The 15,947-nt window shown below is 37.6% G+C and carries 13 protein-coding genes and 2 pseudogenes; 12 read left to right on the top strand and 3 right to left on the bottom strand.

What is annotated here, in order from left to right; translation table 11 throughout:
* The first annotated feature begins 24 nt into the window (after window positions 1–24).
* Window positions 25–1,141 (top strand): peptide chain release factor 2 gene (gene prfB / locus G8761_RS04815; protein WP_166024232.1). Its coding sequence is split into 2 segments (ribosomal slippage): window positions 25–96 and window positions 98–1,141, totalling 1,116 coding nucleotides; the frame shifts between segments, so codons are not numbered across the junction.
* 511 nt (window positions 1,142–1,652) lie between these two features.
* Here the strand turns inward: prfB and G8761_RS04810 are convergent.
* Window positions 1,653–2,018: pseudogene (locus tag G8761_RS04810) on the bottom strand (DsrE/DsrF/DrsH-like family protein); the annotation flags it as partial.
* Between the two features lie 191 nt (window positions 2,019–2,209).
* Here G8761_RS04810 and G8761_RS04805 point away from each other — a divergent pair.
* Together G8761_RS04805 and cccB are read left to right on the top strand one after the other, a co-directional pair.
* Entirely contained in the window at window positions 2,210–3,073 is an 864-nt protein-coding gene (locus G8761_RS04805) for a YitT family protein (protein ID WP_166024228.1), read from the top strand.
* A gap of 50 nt (window positions 3,074–3,123) precedes the next feature.
* Entirely contained in the window at window positions 3,124–3,450 is a 327-nt protein-coding gene (gene cccB / locus G8761_RS04800) for a cytochrome c551 (RefSeq protein WP_166024226.1), read from the top strand.
* 238 nt (window positions 3,451–3,688) lie between these two features.
* Here the strand turns inward: cccB and G8761_RS04795 are convergent, their stop codons facing one another.
* Window positions 3,689–4,222 carry a YceI family protein gene (locus tag G8761_RS04795; protein ID WP_166024225.1) on the bottom strand — a complete coding sequence of 178 codons (534 nt, stop codon included), beginning with the start codon at window positions 4,220–4,222 and terminating at the stop codon, window positions 3,689–3,691.
* A 450-nt stretch (window positions 4,223–4,672) separates the two neighbouring features.
* On the opposite strand from G8761_RS04795, the gene ftsE reads away from it, so the two are divergent.
* From ftsE to G8761_RS04765, 6 genes are all read left to right on the top strand, one after another.
* Window positions 4,673–5,359: a cell division ATP-binding protein FtsE gene (ftsE, locus tag G8761_RS04790; RefSeq protein ID WP_166024223.1), complete on the top strand. Its 687-nt coding sequence runs from the start codon at window positions 4,673–4,675 to the stop codon at window positions 5,357–5,359.
* Window positions 5,349–6,242 carry a permease-like cell division protein FtsX gene (gene ftsX, locus G8761_RS04785; RefSeq protein WP_166024221.1) on the top strand — a complete coding sequence of 298 codons (894 nt, stop codon included), beginning with the start codon at window positions 5,349–5,351 and terminating at the stop codon, window positions 6,240–6,242. Before ftsE ends, ftsX begins: the two co-directional genes overlap by 11 nt.
* Window positions 6,243–6,390: 148 nt before the next feature.
* On the top strand, window positions 6,391–7,758 hold the full coding sequence (locus G8761_RS04780) for a murein hydrolase activator EnvC family protein (protein ID WP_166024219.1): 1,368 nt from the start codon (window positions 6,391–6,393) through the stop codon (window positions 7,756–7,758).
* Window positions 7,759–7,973: 215 nt separating this feature from the next.
* Window positions 7,974–9,425, top strand: a complete 1,452-nt coding sequence (locus G8761_RS04775; RefSeq protein ID WP_166024217.1) for a S41 family peptidase — start codon at window positions 7,974–7,976, stop codon at window positions 9,423–9,425.
* 166 nt (window positions 9,426–9,591) lie between these two features.
* Complete coding sequence (locus G8761_RS04770) at window positions 9,592–10,785, top strand: PDZ domain-containing protein (protein ID WP_166024215.1); 1,194 nt, start codon at window positions 9,592–9,594, stop codon at window positions 10,783–10,785.
* Between the two features lie 148 nt (window positions 10,786–10,933).
* Complete coding sequence (locus tag G8761_RS04765; protein ID WP_166024213.1) at window positions 10,934–12,919, top strand: TniQ family protein; 1,986 nt, start codon at window positions 10,934–10,936, stop codon at window positions 12,917–12,919.
* A 490-nt stretch (window positions 12,920–13,409) separates the two neighbouring features.
* On the opposite strand, the pseudogene G8761_RS04760 reads toward G8761_RS04765, so the two are convergent.
* Window positions 13,410–14,250 (bottom strand): annotated as a pseudogene (locus G8761_RS04760) (tyrosine-type recombinase/integrase).
* A gap of 265 nt (window positions 14,251–14,515) precedes the next feature.
* On the opposite strand from G8761_RS04760, the gene G8761_RS04755 reads away from it, so the two are divergent.
* The 3 genes from G8761_RS04755 to G8761_RS04745 form a co-directional block, all read left to right on the top strand.
* Window positions 14,516–14,764: a hypothetical protein gene (locus G8761_RS04755; protein WP_166024212.1), complete on the top strand. Its 249-nt coding sequence runs from the start codon at window positions 14,516–14,518 to the stop codon at window positions 14,762–14,764.
* Between the two features lie 153 nt (window positions 14,765–14,917).
* Window positions 14,918–15,691: a Cof-type HAD-IIB family hydrolase gene (locus tag G8761_RS04750; RefSeq protein ID WP_166024209.1), complete on the top strand. Its 774-nt coding sequence runs from the start codon at window positions 14,918–14,920 to the stop codon at window positions 15,689–15,691.
* 138 nt (window positions 15,692–15,829) lie between these two features.
* A partial coding sequence (locus tag G8761_RS04745) for a VOC family protein (RefSeq protein WP_207789115.1) occupies window positions 15,830–15,947 on the top strand: 118 nt, incomplete at its 3' end.

Genomic DNA, 15,947 nt, shown 5'->3' with positions numbered 1-15,947 from the left:
AATCTTTATAGAGGTGACTTAGAAATGGAATTAGCACAAATACGTAATGAACTTGAAAAATCAGCTAAAATTTTAGCGGACTTTAGGGGGTCTCTTTGACCTCGAAAATAAGGAAGCCAGAATAGCTGAGTTAGATGATATCATGCTCCAGCCTGATTTTTGGAATGACCAGCAGGCTGCACAGACTGTTATCAGCGAATCAAACAGCTTAAAGGACCAGGTAGTTGAGTTTAAAGATTTATATGAAACATACGAGAACATCGAACTCACCTATGAACTGGTAAAAGAAGAAAGCGATGCGGAGCTGCAGGAAGAGCTTGAAACCGAACTTGCACAGTTAACCGAACGCTTAAATCAATTCGAACTGAATCTTCTCCTTAGCGGGGAATATGATAGAAACAATGCCATCCTTGAACTTCACCCAGGTGCAGGCGGAACGGAGTCCCAGGACTGGGGTTCCATGCTTTTGCGCATGTACACACGCTGGGGTGAGAAGAGAGGCTTTAAAGTAGAGACCCTTGACTATCTTCCAGGTGATGAAGCAGGAATCAAGAGTGTTACACTTTCCTTTAAAGGCCATAACGCCTATGGTTACCTAAAGGCGGAAAAAGGCGTACACCGTTTGGTTAGGATTTCACCATTTGACTCCTCTGGCCGCCGCCATACCTCCTTCGTTTCCTGCGAGGTTATGCCGGAGCTAAATGATGATATTGAAATTGACATCCGCACTGAGGATTTAAAAATTGATACGTACCGCGCCACTGGTGCCGGCGGTCAGCACATTAACACAACTGATTCTGCTGTCAGGATAACACATATGCCGACTGGGGTTGTAGTAAGCTGTCAGACTGAGCGTTCTCAAATTAAAAACCGTGAAACAGCAATGAAAATGCTGAAAGCTAAGCTTTATCAGCGTGAAATCGAGGAAAAGGAAAAGAAGCTTGCCGAAATTCGTGGCGAGCAAAAGGAAATCGGATGGGGAAGTCAGATCCGTTCCTATGTATTCCACCCTTACTCCATGGTAAAAGACCACCGTACCAATACTGAAGTCGGCAACCTTCAGGCAGTAATGGACGGCGACATTGATGTCTTTATCAATGCCTATCTGCGCTCTAAACTCGCTTATAAAGAAGAAGAGTAAAAAATAAGGCCTTTGCCATTTCGGCAAAGGCTATTAATTTATGCACTTTTTTTGTATTTTTTTGATCGTTCGCAAAGCACCTTTAGGATAAACTGCTTGTCCTGGGCGCTTAGCATTTTCCAAGATCCCGCTTTAATTTTCATGAGAAAACACCCCTTCTATTAAAATTTCGATTAATAATTGAATTTAAGTCGATGGTGTTAACACTGGCTGGGACGTTATAATCTTTATTTATTTTATACCTAGATAATACCGCCATTCACACAAAAATAAACAATAAAATTTCCAACAAATTCCGCAAAGCCGCTCGCTGTATGTGCCGAAAGATGGCGGTTATTCCAGGCGAATCCCTGTATTTCGTTAAAAAATACCTACAATTCTAGGTGAAAATACTATATCTTGAAAACTTCTCTTTGTCGCTATATGTCATACGAAAATTAAATATTTTTAAGGGTTTTCCGCCAAATTATTGTTTTATATGTAAAAAGCCGTCCGAGGGCGGCCTACACGATTAAATAAAGAGGTTTAAACCTGATTCCTCAGCGTCTCCCAAATAGGATGCGACACCCCCAATATCAACTCCATCGATCAGTTCCTCCGGTTTAATGCCCATAATATCCATGGACATGGAACAAGCGACAATTTTCACTTCGGCATCCATAGCGTTTCTCATTAAAGTCGTTATATCGTCCACATTTTTTCTGTGCATGACTTGATTGATCATTTTTGCTCCCATGCGGCCCATGTTCATTTTAGAAAGCGGCAGCTCATTGATGCCTTTAGGCATCATCATACCAAACATTTTTTCCATCATATCTTTTTCAACATGCGGGGCATCCGCACGCCGCAGGACATTTAAGCCCCAGAAGGTGAAGAACTGATTTTTTATATATATAAGGTGGTGTCTAAAATCGTTCACACTTTGCTTCAAAAATTAGACACAAATATATACTTTTACCCCTTTAAAGCATTAGTTGAATGGCATTTACAGCAGTTACATGCCGTGCTATACTCACTTTCGGTTATTTCGGACAACATATAATATGAAGGAAATAGGAGAGTTTAAAAATGAGACGAAAAGCGGTTCTTCCGGCTGATTCCCGGGTCGAAGTCATTCTTGAATATATTTATGTACTTATTGGATCAGCTATTGTGGCCCTGGCCTTTAACTCGTTTCTGCTTCCAAATAAAATTGCTTCGGGCGGAGTTAGTGGTATAAGTACCATTCTTCACGCCACATTAGGATGGGAGCCTGCATATGTGCAATGGGCATTTAACATTCCATTATTTATTGCAGGTGTTATATTTCTGGGGAAGCAATTTGGGGTAAAAACACTCGTAGGAACTATTTTTCTCCCTGCAGTTGTATTTCTTTCAAGTGGAATTGAACCTTGGACACATCAGCCTTTGCTTGGAGCATTATTTGGCGGAATAGGTGTCGGACTAGGGTTGGGGATTGTATTTCGTGGAAGAGCATCGACAGGCGGAACAGACTTGGCGGCGCAAGTCATCAATAAATACACTGGATTAACGCTCGGTACCTGTGTTGTTTTAATAGATGGTTTTATTGTATTACTTGCTGCAATTGTTTTCGATATTGAAAGGGGATTGTACGCACTAATTGCTCTTTATGTAACAAGCAAGACAATAGATGCTGTTCAGGTTGGATTTGGGCGCTCTAAAATGGCTATGATTATTACCAACAAGCAGGAAGAAGTCCGTGAAGGTATTTTGAATAAAATCGACCGTGGTGTGACTAAACTATCTGCATACGGTGGTTTCACCGATAATGAACGGCCTGTACTGATGTGCGTAGTTGATCAGACGGAGTTCACAAAATTGAAACAACTGGTAAAAACCCTTGACCCATCTGCCTTTATCGTAGTTATGGATGCCTCCGAGGTGCTTGGTGAGGGTTTCAAAAAAGCGTAGGATTGGTATAATTATCTAGAAATTCACCTTTAGAAAGGGGGAAATAATTAGTGAAGAAAAAATTAGCTGCATTGTTTATGGGAACTTCACTTGTTCTTGCGCTTGCTGCATGCGGTGGAGGCGGAAGTGATGATAAGGGAGGAAAAGAAAGTGCCTCCGCTGGAGACCCAGCCAAAATTTTCTCTCAAAAATGCTCCAGCTGCCATGGTGAAAACCTTCAAGGCGGAATGGGACCTAAATTAGCTGATGTAGGCTCACGTTTATCAAAAGATCAAATTAAAACAACCATTCAAAAAGGGCGCGGTGGAATGCCTGCAGGCCTAATCCAGGGCGACGAACTAGAAAAGGTTGCAGACTGGCTCTCCAAGAAAAAATAATGATTTATTAAAAACGTTCTGTACTTTTGTATAGGGCGTTTTTTATTGTTAGTAGGATAGAAGGCGATGTGAAAATACGGAATATTAATCTGATAAAAAAAGTTAGTATTTTACTTAAACAGGCACGAGCGAGGAGGCTTGCGAGTTCGTCCGCGGAAAGGGAGCGGATTCCCTCTCATTTTATGCAACTCAAATAAAAAACACAGGAACCGCAGCCCCTGTGTTTAATACAAAAAAATTATTCAGCTCTTGATGCTTCAATTTGAAGAGAAACTTTGATTTTGTCTCCGATTAACACGCCGCCAGTTTCAAGTGCTGCATTGTATGTTAAGGCATAATCACTGCGGTTCACAGTTCCTTCTCCGCTGAAGCCTGCTTTTTCATTACCCCATGGATCTTTCCCCTGGCCTTCAAAAGTTACTTTGAAAGTTTCTTGTTTTGTCACTCCATTGAGTGTTAAATCACCAGTTACATCGTATTCGCCTTCATCAGTCTTTTCAATTGAGGTGGACTTAAATGTCATGTTTGGATTTTGTTCAACATTAAAGAAATCCCCTGATTTTAAATGGTTATCGCGATCTGCATTGCGAGTATCAACACTTGATAGATCGACAGTAAAAGTGATATCAGCTGTTGTAAGATCTTGAGGATCAGCTTCAACTTGAGCCTCAAATTGATGGAAAGCACCCTTTACATTGGCGATCATCATGTGGCGAACGGAAAAATCAACGCTGCTGTGAGTCGGGTCCACAGTCCATTTTGTTTTTGTCATTTTATATTCCTCCTATAGTTATCTTGAATTTGAGATTATTTAATTCAAGATAAAGTATAATTGATTATTTACTCATTTGTCAAATGATTATTCTGAAAATTGTTAAGTATTTTTCGTCATTTTTCCGCCATATAATAAAGATTTATTTTGTCATTTTTTCATTACATACCAGAATAATAGTTTTTAAAGTGTATCCAACAAGATAATGGATTTTCCAAGTGAAAATACTATTTATATATAGAAAATGGTGATTTATTAATAATGGATTAGTTGAAAGTAGGTCTATATTACTGTTTTTGAAAAGAAACTGTAATATTTTTAACCCACTTTTTGATAGATTAAGATGATATAATGGGTTTGTGCGAAAAAACACACATTTTGTCAATTGGGAAATTTCTATCCAAACAAAATGAAACCTTTTTAGGTAATACAAACCTCAGGTGATTATAAATGATAGAAATGCAAGAAGTAATGAAGAAGTACCCTAATGGTGTAACCGCCATTAATGGTATTAACGTCCAAATTGATCAGGGCGAATTTGTATATGTAGTAGGGCCAAGTGGAGCAGGTAAGTCTACCTTCATTAAAATGATGTACCGCGAGGAGGTTCCAACTTCTGGCGTTATTTTAGTGAATGGTGTCAATATAGCAAGGCTTAAAATGAAAAAGGTTCCGCTCTTCCGCCGCAATATCGGTGTGGTTTTCCAGGACTATAAGCTTCTGCCAATGCTGACGGTTTATGAGAACGTAGCTTTTGCACTTGAAGTAATAGAGGAAAATCCGAAGTATATCAAAAAGCGGGTTATGGAGGTTCTCGACCTTGTAAACTTAAAACACAAGGCCAGAATGATGCCGACTGAACTTTCAGGAGGGGAACAGCAAAGGGTTTCAATTGCTCGATCAATTGTTAACTCCCCAAAAGTGGTTATTGCAGATGAGCCAACAGGAAACCTCGATCCTGAAACATCTTGGGAAATTATGAACATCTTTGAAGAAATAAATACACGCGGTACAACAGTAGTCATGGCAACACATAACCGTGAAATCGTAAACACAAATAAGCACAGGGTTATTGCCATTGAATCAGGAAAGATTGTACGTGATGAGCAGCGAGGTGATTACGGTTATGAAGGTTAGAACTCTCGGCCGTCACGCACGTGAAAGTTTTAAAAGCATTAGCAGGAATGGATGGATGACATTTGCTTCTGTTGGAGCGGTCACCGTTACCTTAATATTAGTCGGCGTCTTTTTCGTTATTATGATGAATCTCAACAAAGTGGCACAAACCATTGAGGAGGACGTGGAAATTCGCGTTCACATCGATGTTGCTGCAAATAAAGCAGATCAGCAGAAATTACAGAATCAGATTGAGCAAATTCCGGAAGTTAAAAGCGTCAAGTTTTCATCTAAAGAACAAGAATTAAAGAATTTGATTAAGAGTCTTGGGGATGAAGGAAAAACGTTTAAGCTTTTTGAACAGGACAATCCGTTAAACGATGTATTTATCGTAAAAACGAAAAAACCGACAGACACCGTGTTTGTGGCAAACCAAATTGAAAAAATGAATTATGCTTACAAAGTTAAATATGGAAAAGGCCAGGTTGAAAAGCTCTTCAAGTTTATTGGGGCGAGCCGGAATGTGGGTCTTGCTTTAATTGTTGGATTGCTGCTGACAGCAGTATTCCTTATCTCCAATACAATTAAAATCACGATTGTAGCGAGAAGAAGGGAAATACGCATTATGAAACTTGTAGGGGCAACCAACTCCTTTATCCGCTGGCCGTTCTTTCTCGAAGGGCTTTGGCTTGGAATTTTAGGCGCCATCTTGCCAATTATACTAGTTTCTACAGCATACTATTACGCTTATGATTACCTAGAGCCAAAATTAAAAGGCAACTTCATGCAGTTAATTCCATTTGAGCCATTTATATATCAGGTTTCAGGTCTGCTTGTTTTAATGGGTGCCATCATTGGGGTATGGGGAAGCTTAATGTCCGTTAGGAAATTCCTTAGAGTCTAGCAAATTATCTATTTATCTGGAGGGTTGGTTAATCCAGCCCACCAGATGTAATAAATTAGACTTATTTTCACCATAAAAAGTTTGAATTTATCAATAAAGAAACGATTTACCTATACATAGGCTTACAGTGGAAAGGAGAAATCGGAAATTGAGAAAATCATTAATGACACTTACCGTTGCGGCAACGGTAAGTATAGGGAGTTTATTTGGAGGCTATTCACTAAAGACAGAGGCAGCCTCAGGATCACTTAAAGAGCAACAAAGACAAATTGAAAATAAACAATCAGATGTAGCTAAGGGTATCAATGAAAAGAATGAAGAGATTAGCAGATTGCAAAATCAACAGGACGATGCTGAAAAACAAATTGAAAAGCTCGGACTGGCAATTGCTGATACCAGTGATAAAATAACCGAAAAAACAAATAAAATTGCTGAGACTAAAGCTCAAATTGTAAAGCTTAATGGCGAAATTGCAATATTGCAGGACCGCATAAAAAAAAGAAATGAATTGTTAAAGGACCGGGCCCGTAATTATCAGGAAAACGGCGGGGTGGTTAATTATCTTGATGTTTTAATGGGATCTCAAAACTTTAGTGATTTTGTGGATCGTGCAAATGCGGTTGCATCGCTGATTGAAGCTGACCGTGGCATTGTAGAGCAGCACGAACGCGATAAGGCTGAAGTAGAAAAGAAAACTGATCAGGTTAAAAGTGATCTTGCCAGCCTGCAAAAAATGGTAAGTGGACTCCAAACACTTAAACAGAAGCTGAACGGTCAGGTAGATGAACAGAACCGTCTGGTAGCAAGCTTAGAAAAACAACAACATGAAGCAGAAAATGAAAAGCTTGGCATGGAAGAAGAAAGCTCGATTCTTGCTGCTCAGAAAGTAGCTGTCCAGCAAGCCATTCAATTAGAACAGCAAAAAGCAGCCCAGCGTGCAGCAGCAGAAGCAGCTGCTAAAAAAGCTGCAGAAGAAGCTGCAAGAAAAGCTGCTGAGGCAGCAGCAGCGGCTAGGAGCCATCATAGCAGCAGCAACAGCGCCAGCAGCAGCGAATCATCTGATCCAGCACCAGCAGCGCCAGTTGCTTCAGCTCCAGTTGCTTCAGCCCCAATATCTAGCGGTGCTTTTACGAAGCCAACCATTGGTGTTCTTACATCAGGCTTTGGGGGCCGTTGGGGAAGAATGCATTTTGGCATTGACTTTGGTAATAGTGCTCCAAATGTACCGGTATTTGCAGCAGCTGATGGAGTTGTTATCAAATCATACCTTTCCAGCAGCTATGGTAATTGTATCTTAATCTCTCACTATATTGATGGTCAGCAATATACTACACTGTATGCTCATTTGCAAGCCCGTTTAGTAAATGGCGGCTCAGTTTCTAAGGGCCAGCAAATTGGTATAATGGGTAATACCGGAGATTCAACAGGCAAGCACTTGCACTTTGAACTTCACAGAGGCGAATGGAACGCCGCAAAATCTAATGCAATCAACCCAGTTGGGATTGTTCCAATTTGATAGGTAACCTCAGGAAGAAGCATTTGCTTCTTCCTTTTTTATTTACCCAAGTTTATCAAAATAAAAAACTATAAATTAAGATTTCCAGAAAGATACAAAAGATGAAAGTTCTCATAACTCGTCCCCTTTTTACATATATGTTAGTAACCAGGCATCGCATTTTTCGGCTGATGCTTTTTATTATTTAAACAGGAGTTTAAAAAGGAGGATGGAGAATGAGTCGAAAATGGATTACCCTGATGATGACAGGTTCCATGCTGGCAGGTGCAGGTGGAACCTACGCAGGGATAAAGTGGACGGAGACAGAGGCAACTGCATTAAATAATGCTGTTGTACAAAGCGATAAGCTGCCACAAAGTAAGCAGACAGATACGGAAAATCTTGATAAAGTAACTCAGGCATATGAACTCATCTTAAGCAGGTACGTTGAAAAGGTTGACCGTGAACAGCTGACAGAAGGAGCTATCCAGGGAATGCTCGCTACACTGAAGGATCCTTATTCCGTTTATATGGATAAAGAAACTGCCAATCAATTTAACCAGGCACTAGATTCTACCTTTGAAGGAATTGGAGCGGAGGTGGGTAAGGTGGATGGAAAGATTGTTATTATTTCCCCATTTAAAAATTCACCCGCTGAAAAAGCAGGCTTAAAGCCTAATGATGAAATTTTAAAGGTGGACGGGCAGAGCCTTGATGGCCTCGATCTTACCCAGGCAACATTAAAAATCCGGGGTAAGAAAGGTACTTCAGTAAAGCTTGAAATAAAACGTAAAAGTGTAACTAATCCCATCGGAATCAGTGTTAAAAGGGATGAGATTCCATTGGAAACCGTTCATTCTAAAATTAAAGAAGTGAATGGAAAGAAAATCGGTTATATCCAAATTACTTCATTTTCGGAGAACACATCTGCTGATTTCAAAAAACAGTTAGGAAAGCTTGAGGATGAAGATATTAAAGGGCTTGTGCTCGATGTTCGAGGCAACCCTGGTGGCCTTCTTTCAAGTGTTGAAGAAATAATGCGCGAACTGGTAACAGATGAAAAGCCAATGGTGCAAATTGAAAAAAGGAATGGTCAAAAAGACCGATATTTTACTACCCTGAAAAAAGAAAAGGCCTATCCGGTCGCGGTTCTGGTAGACCAAGGAAGTGCGTCTGCATCTGAAATCCTGGCGGGTGCCCTAAAGGAAGCGGAGCACTATCCGCTTGTAGGGGAAAAAACCTTCGGTAAAGGAACAGTACAGCAGGCAGTCCCTATGGGTGACGGCAGCAATATTAAATTAACATTATTTAAGTGGCTAACACCGGACGGAAACTGGATTCATAAAAAGGGAATTGAACCAACAGTAAAGGTCCAACAGCCAAAAATTTTTGATACTCACCCTCTTGAAGTGGATAAAAAGCTTGAACAGGATATGAATAACGAACAGGTTAAAAACGCCCAGCAAATTCTAAAGGGACTTGGTTTTGCACCAGGCCGGACCGATGGCTATTTTAGCGTGGAAACAGAAAAAGCAGTTAAAGCGTTCCAGCAGGAAAATGGTCTTAAGCCTACCGGAGAGATAGGCCCGAAAACAGCTATAAAGCTTGAAGATGAAGTCAGAGCCGAGATGAAAAAAGAGAAGAATGATCTTCAGCTGAAAACAGCTTTGAAGCTTGTATCCAAATAGAAAATAATAGTTTTAGAAGAGGCAGGAGTTTTTCCTGCTTTTTCTTTTTGTTTTCTATAACAATCAATAGGTTTTATTAAAGCATTTTGATAGAATAAGATAAAGCGAAGTAGCCGGCAAAAGTGCCTGCTATTTTAAAAATTCAAGTTAGAGGTTGGTGGCGGGATTGCTGCAGGATTGGCTTGTAGAAATAGTAAAAGGGACAGGCAGAATGTTTCTGCATCCCGTTTTGTATTATTTAATCGTTTTTGCTGGAATACTGGGAGCCGCTAGGGTAAAACGGGAACGGAAGAACTTTCATGTTCGGGCGTTTGATGCGTACTTTGAATTGAGACAGCTTTTTCCTCTTGGAGTATTAATAGGATTGGTTTTATCGGTTATAGTTTTAGCAGCAGGAATTGCAGTGCCATTTGCAGCAATATTACTGATTGCTGTATTTACACTTCTTTTAAATCTAACAGCTAGTCTAAGGCTAATGGCTCCTGCTTATGCAGTAGGGACAGCATTTTTTGCCTTAATAATTATCTCAGAAAACAAATGGAATATTCCTGTTTTTACGAAGTCTTTCGCTGAGGCGGACAAGGTTATTTATCCTTCTGTGGCCATTATATTGGCTCTGTTATTAATAGCTGAAGGTATTCTTATTTTTAAAAATGGAAGCTATGGAACTTCCCCTAAGCTAATAACTAGTAAGAGAGGGCAGCGTGTCGGTGTTCATGAGGTTAAACGCCTTTGGATTCTGCCAATATTTATGCTAATACCAGGAAATGTGCTTCATCTGCCTTTTGATTGGTGGCCTGTTTTCTCTCTTGGTGAACATAAATTTTCCCTTCTTTTAGTTCCCTTTGCTATTGGTTTCAATCAGCAGATACAGGGGATGCTTCCAAAAGAAGCTGTACAAACACAGGGTAAGAGAGTTATAGCTTTGGGAGTACTCACATTGCTCATATCTATTGCAGGGTATTGGTATCCTGTTATATCCATAGTGGCGGTTTCGGTTGCTGTAATAGGAAGAGAACTATTAGCATTGATCCAGAGAGTGAAGGATGAAAATCTGCCTTTTTATTTTTCGAAAAAGAATCATGGCCTGATGATTTTGGGGATCATCCCAAACAGCCCAGCACATAAAATGGCGCTTCAGGTGGGTGAACTGGTTACCAAGGTTAATGGAGTAAACGTGCGGGATGAACAAAGCTTTTATGAAGCCCTTCAGAAAAACCGTGCTCACTGCAAGCTTGAGGTTATTGATACAAACGGGCAAATCCGTTTTGTGCAAAGGGCTTTATATGAAGGCGATCATTATGAGCTTGGAATCCTGTTCGTACTGGAAGAACGGAAGCTATTGGAGAAAGTTCAGTAATTGTGATTATTCATAATTAGTTAGAATCTTTTCATAATAACTTAGAATCAAATTTCACAATTAATTAGAATGATCTGGACAAAACGTAACGCCTTTAAGGATTTCTTTAAGGCGTTATTCTTTATAGAAGAGGATGGTGGTTGGTTACATGAGTAAGTGTAGAAGTTTATTAATGACTCCAAAGCCATTTGACGACGAAAGCTTGGCAGGATACATATTAAGATTAACTGAAGCAAATTTTTACGAAAAGATAAGTGATATCTATCTTTTGTCAAACTTGTGGGAAATTTTAAAAGGGAGAAGTAAAAATGGGAATTTATTGAATCCTTTAAATGATAATATGCAAAAACTAAGTGAACTTATAAACTGCTCTTTAGATGATTTGGTGGAATTAACGTTTGCCTCCAATGATACCAATTCACCTTTTTTCCAATACAGAAATCAACCAATTCCACGTCAAGCCATACATACCACGAAAACAAAAATTTGTCCAAAATGTTTAGCAGAGACTGCATATTATAGGAAAGCTTGGGACTTGGTGCCTGTTTCAGCTTGTTTAAAACATCAAACAATTCTTATTGATAGATGTCCGAAATGTGGAATGGAACTTTCTTGGTCTCGCTCAAAAGTTTTAGAATGTTTATGTGGCCAACTCTTATCTGAAATCCCATCTAAAGATATTACAATTATGGAAAGCCCGATTAGCATTTTGTTTAGTAAATCAAGCAAAAAATATTTAGGTCAAATGCACCAAAATCCCCTTATAAATTTAAACCTTTTTGATTTATTTGAAGTGCTAGTATTTTTCTCTTGGTTCCTATCAAAAAATGAGAAATGGAAATTGAGAAATAAATATATTGGCAAATCATTAAGTAATCAAGAAATACATCAACTGTTTTCAAACGTATACAAAATATTTAGTAATTGGCCAATAAATTTTATAAAATTTGTTGATGATATCCAAGAGTCTGCACTAAAGCTTGAAGATGACAGTTCAATTGAAAACAGCTTTGGATATTTTTATACCGCTTTGTATAAACATTTAGATACTGAAAACACAAAGTTTATAATTGATGAATTTGATGAGTACTTAGCAAATAGATGGGACGGCGGATATATTGCTATTTTGAGAAAAGCTTCATCAAAGAGTTTAAATAAAAAATATCTTTCTGCATCTGACGTATGGAAATTGTACGGTATTCCAGTAGAAACTGTTAAAAAATATGTCAACAAAGGGATTTTTAAAGGGTTTATTAAGAAAAGGGGTAATACCTCGTTAATTTTAGTTGAAAAAATAAGCGTTGAGAAATATAAACAAAGAATAGAGGATACTTTTTCTACAAAAGAAACAAGTAAATTTCTTGATGTGTTTGATAGAAGGTTGCATGAACTCCGGAAATATGAGTTTATTAAAGCTATAAGAGGGCCTAAAATTGATGGATATCACTCCTATCGATATTCTAAAGAGAGCGTATATGAGCTCTTAGAAGAAATACTTAAAAAAGTTCCTTCAAATGCTTTATATTTGAATAAAAATAATTTAATTACTTTCAGAATAGCCCTTAAGATCGCTGGAAATTTAAAATCTGGACTGGGACAATTAGTGAAAGGAATCTTAGAGAATGATATAAAGCCTATGAGACTTGGCAAGGGAGAAGGTTTAAATCAACTAGGGTTCTTAAGAGATGAGGTTCGTAACTATTTTTTGAAATTGAGTACAGAAGAGGACAATAAATATGCAACTATAAGGGAAATGGTAAAAATAACTGGAGTAAAAAGAGAAAATATTGCCGATTGGATGAAAAAAGGATTTTTGGTATATGAGGTAGGAGAGACAAATGAATTTAAGTCCACAAAACAAGAGTTTAAACGCTTTCTTAAAACATATGTACCCTTATCGGTTGTGGCTAAACAGTTAAACACTAATTCAAAAAGTTTGTATCAAAAACTATTAAATAATAATATTGTAGCCCTTTCTGGGCCAAGAGTTGACGGTGGGAATCAATATTTGTATTTAAAAGAGGAAATTGATAATTACATTGTCCAGGTAGAGGGAACAGAATTAACTATTAGGAAAATGTACAATTTAGTTAATAACGACAATTATTTTGACCCTATAAAACAAGAATATTAATTTCTTGATGTTACTTAAGATAAGGGATTGCTGAGAAATATAGCTTATCAGCTAATCAGTACATTCTTTTTGACAATTCCTGCTGAGCAATACTTAATATTCTTTTATAATGAAGGTCAAACAATTTTCCAGCCGAAAAAAATCATAGCTTTTATCGAATCATTTAGTAAAGGTCTTTTTTTGATAAATATTTTCTATTATTCTTCTGGAAGCAACAAGCGCAATTTAATTAACCGTTTGCTTACTTGTATGTCTACCTTGCTGTTTCCGAATCATTTGTATACTGCTCTCATTACGCCATGATTTGATTTAACAGACAAGAAAGTGTTTAGGGGTTTTTATTTGTTTCATGAACCAGGCATAACTTCTATTAACACGAATTACAGGGATATTCTGTGCTTTTTATGGGTTTCCTGCTAATTCAGGGTAAAAACTAAAAAGAACTGTTGGATATAAATTAAAGTACAAGTTGCAAGATATTTCATTTTAGTTAGAAAAATTTTTGATAAAATTCCTGTCTCAGCCTCCCACTTAGTTGAGCATAAATACGAGTGGTTTCACTTTTTTCACGGCCCAAAAGACTTTGGATTACCTCAACAGGTGCTCCATTATTTAGTAAGTGGGTGGCATAGCTGTGTCTAAGTTGATGGGGATGAATTTCCTTGTTGATACGAGCACGACCTGATATTCGCTTGATCACATATCTCAATTGGGCAATGCTCATTCTGTGAGGACTCCGTTCTGTTACAAATAAGGCTGGATCCTTATCAAGACGTCCCTCTATGTATCGCTTTAGCCAGATTTCAGCTCTTATATTAAAATAGACCTCCCTTTCCTTATCTCCTTTTCCTCTAACGATTACTGAGCGATTAGACCAATTAATGAAATGAGAATCAAGTGAAGCAATCTCTCCTATCCTACATCCTGTAGAAAACATAAATTCAAATAGGGCCTTCTCTATAGGGCTAGTACAAGCCTCCCTTAAAAATTCAATCTCCTTTTCGGTTAGAAACTTCGGGGATTCTCTTTCCGCTTTTTGGTTCTTTTATCTTCGCAGCTGGATTAAAGGATATATGACCTTCCTCGTGGCACCACCGGAACAATGACTTCATGAATCGGATTCTGTGTGCCAAACTTGAGGGTTTTAAGTTCTTCCCTGTTTTCGCCAGAAAATCTTTGAGATTATGTGTATTTAAAGTAATTATGTTGGAATCATTGAAATAACGTGTTAGCAGCCTAGCCTGTATTCCATAGGCTTTTAGTGTATAAGGAGAGAAACCCTCAATTCGTTTATTTGCTTCGTACGTATTCCAAGCTTCAGATAATAACAAGTGAATTCCTCCTCTTATATAGCTTCTAAGTGGAATTATTGCCAAAGTTATAGAATTATAGACTTAATAAATGCATTAAAATGTTCAAGAAAGTGAACCCTCTTGAACAAACGAGGCAGGCTAGTGAAAAAAGAATAGGTTATTAATTTTCCTGAAAAATCCTCGGAACAACATATTAAATAAGAAAAGGTATAAATATCAAAAAATGGAATTATAATTTGAAAACAAATTAATCATTCCTAATGAAAGTAAAGGAGAGGGGATAATGAAATCTAAAGGGCTTTTTGGGTTACGTCTTTTAATTGCAGTAGTTTGTTTCATTCTATCCCTATATAGCTTTTTCAGTAATACAGATTTACTTACAATTATGTTTACATTAATGTCTGTTTTATTTTTTTTGCAAGGTTTGGATATTGCTAAATATAAAAACCAACCTAAGGAAATGGGCTACTTTTATTTCTTTGTGGGAAGTTTTATGCTAATTACAACTATTGTTAAAACCTTATTCAGCTAACCGGTGCGATGATTCAGGTAGGATTCTCGCACTTTTTTATTGAATTTGTTATTAAACAAACGGGGCAGGTTAGCTGAAGAAGGATTCTCTGTTCGGAGGTCGAATATTAGAAAAGTATTTACTTTTATTGGAACTATATTAAGGGAGTTCTTTATGAGTTATAAAATTGTTTTTTTCGATGTTGATGGGACTATTACAAATCACAAAGATGGCAGTATTCCTATATCTACAATTGAAGCTATAAAAACTTTGAAAAGCAGAGGGCTGAAAGTTGTGGCTGCAACAGGAAGACCACTTTCAATGTGTAATGAGCTGCAAGAATTAGGTATAGAAACATTTATAACAGCAAATGGTGGGTACGTGAAGCACATTCAGAAAGTTATACATAAAGTACCAATGAATAAAAGTATTATTAAAGAAGTTATGGAATTTGCCAAATTAGAGAATAACGGTTTGTCATTCTATACAGAAGGATTCAGTATGAATGGCGTAACAGAGGAGGAAATCTTAAAAGCTTTAAAGGAAACTTTGTCTCTAGATGAGTATCCTGAAACTAATCATCTAATTCATAATGAAGACATATTTTTATTGTGTTTGTTTGCAAATGATGAAGCAGTTGAGAAGTATAAACTAAAGTTTCCACAACTAACATTTAAAAGATGGCATCCTTATGTGTTAAATGTTTTGCAGGAGGATGTTTCAAAATCTTTAGCTATAATGAAAACTTTAGAATTCTTTGGTATCAATAAATCGCAAGCTATCGCATTTGGTGACGGCGAAAATGATATTGATATGTTGGAATTAGTAGGGTTAGGTATAGCAATGGGGAATGGAAACGAAAAATTGAAAAATGTTGCAGACTTTGTTACTAAACCATCAAGTGAAGATGGAATTGACTATGCATTAAAGAAGTATGGAATTATTTAAATTATTAATACCTGGTTCGGACAGCGATCGTTCAATTTAGAATATCGTTGTTTTTCTTTTTGAACAAACGGGCAGTTTAGTTCAACAAGAAAATCAACTATAATAAATTTATTACATAAAATTAGGAGGTGGATAAAAATGGAAAAAGTAACACCATTTTTAATGTTTCAAGATGGCAACGCAGAAGAAGCGATGAATTTTTATACATCCATCTTTGAGGATTCTCAAATTACAAACATTGTTAGATATGGGGCTA

It is taken from the genome of Neobacillus terrae (assembly GCF_011393025.1).
Classification (GTDB): Bacteria; Bacillota; Bacilli; order Bacillales; family Cytobacillaceae; genus Neobacillus_A; species Neobacillus_A terrae.
The sequence above is the reverse complement of the archived record's forward strand: the minus strand, read 5'-3'. Positions and strand labels throughout refer to the sequence as shown.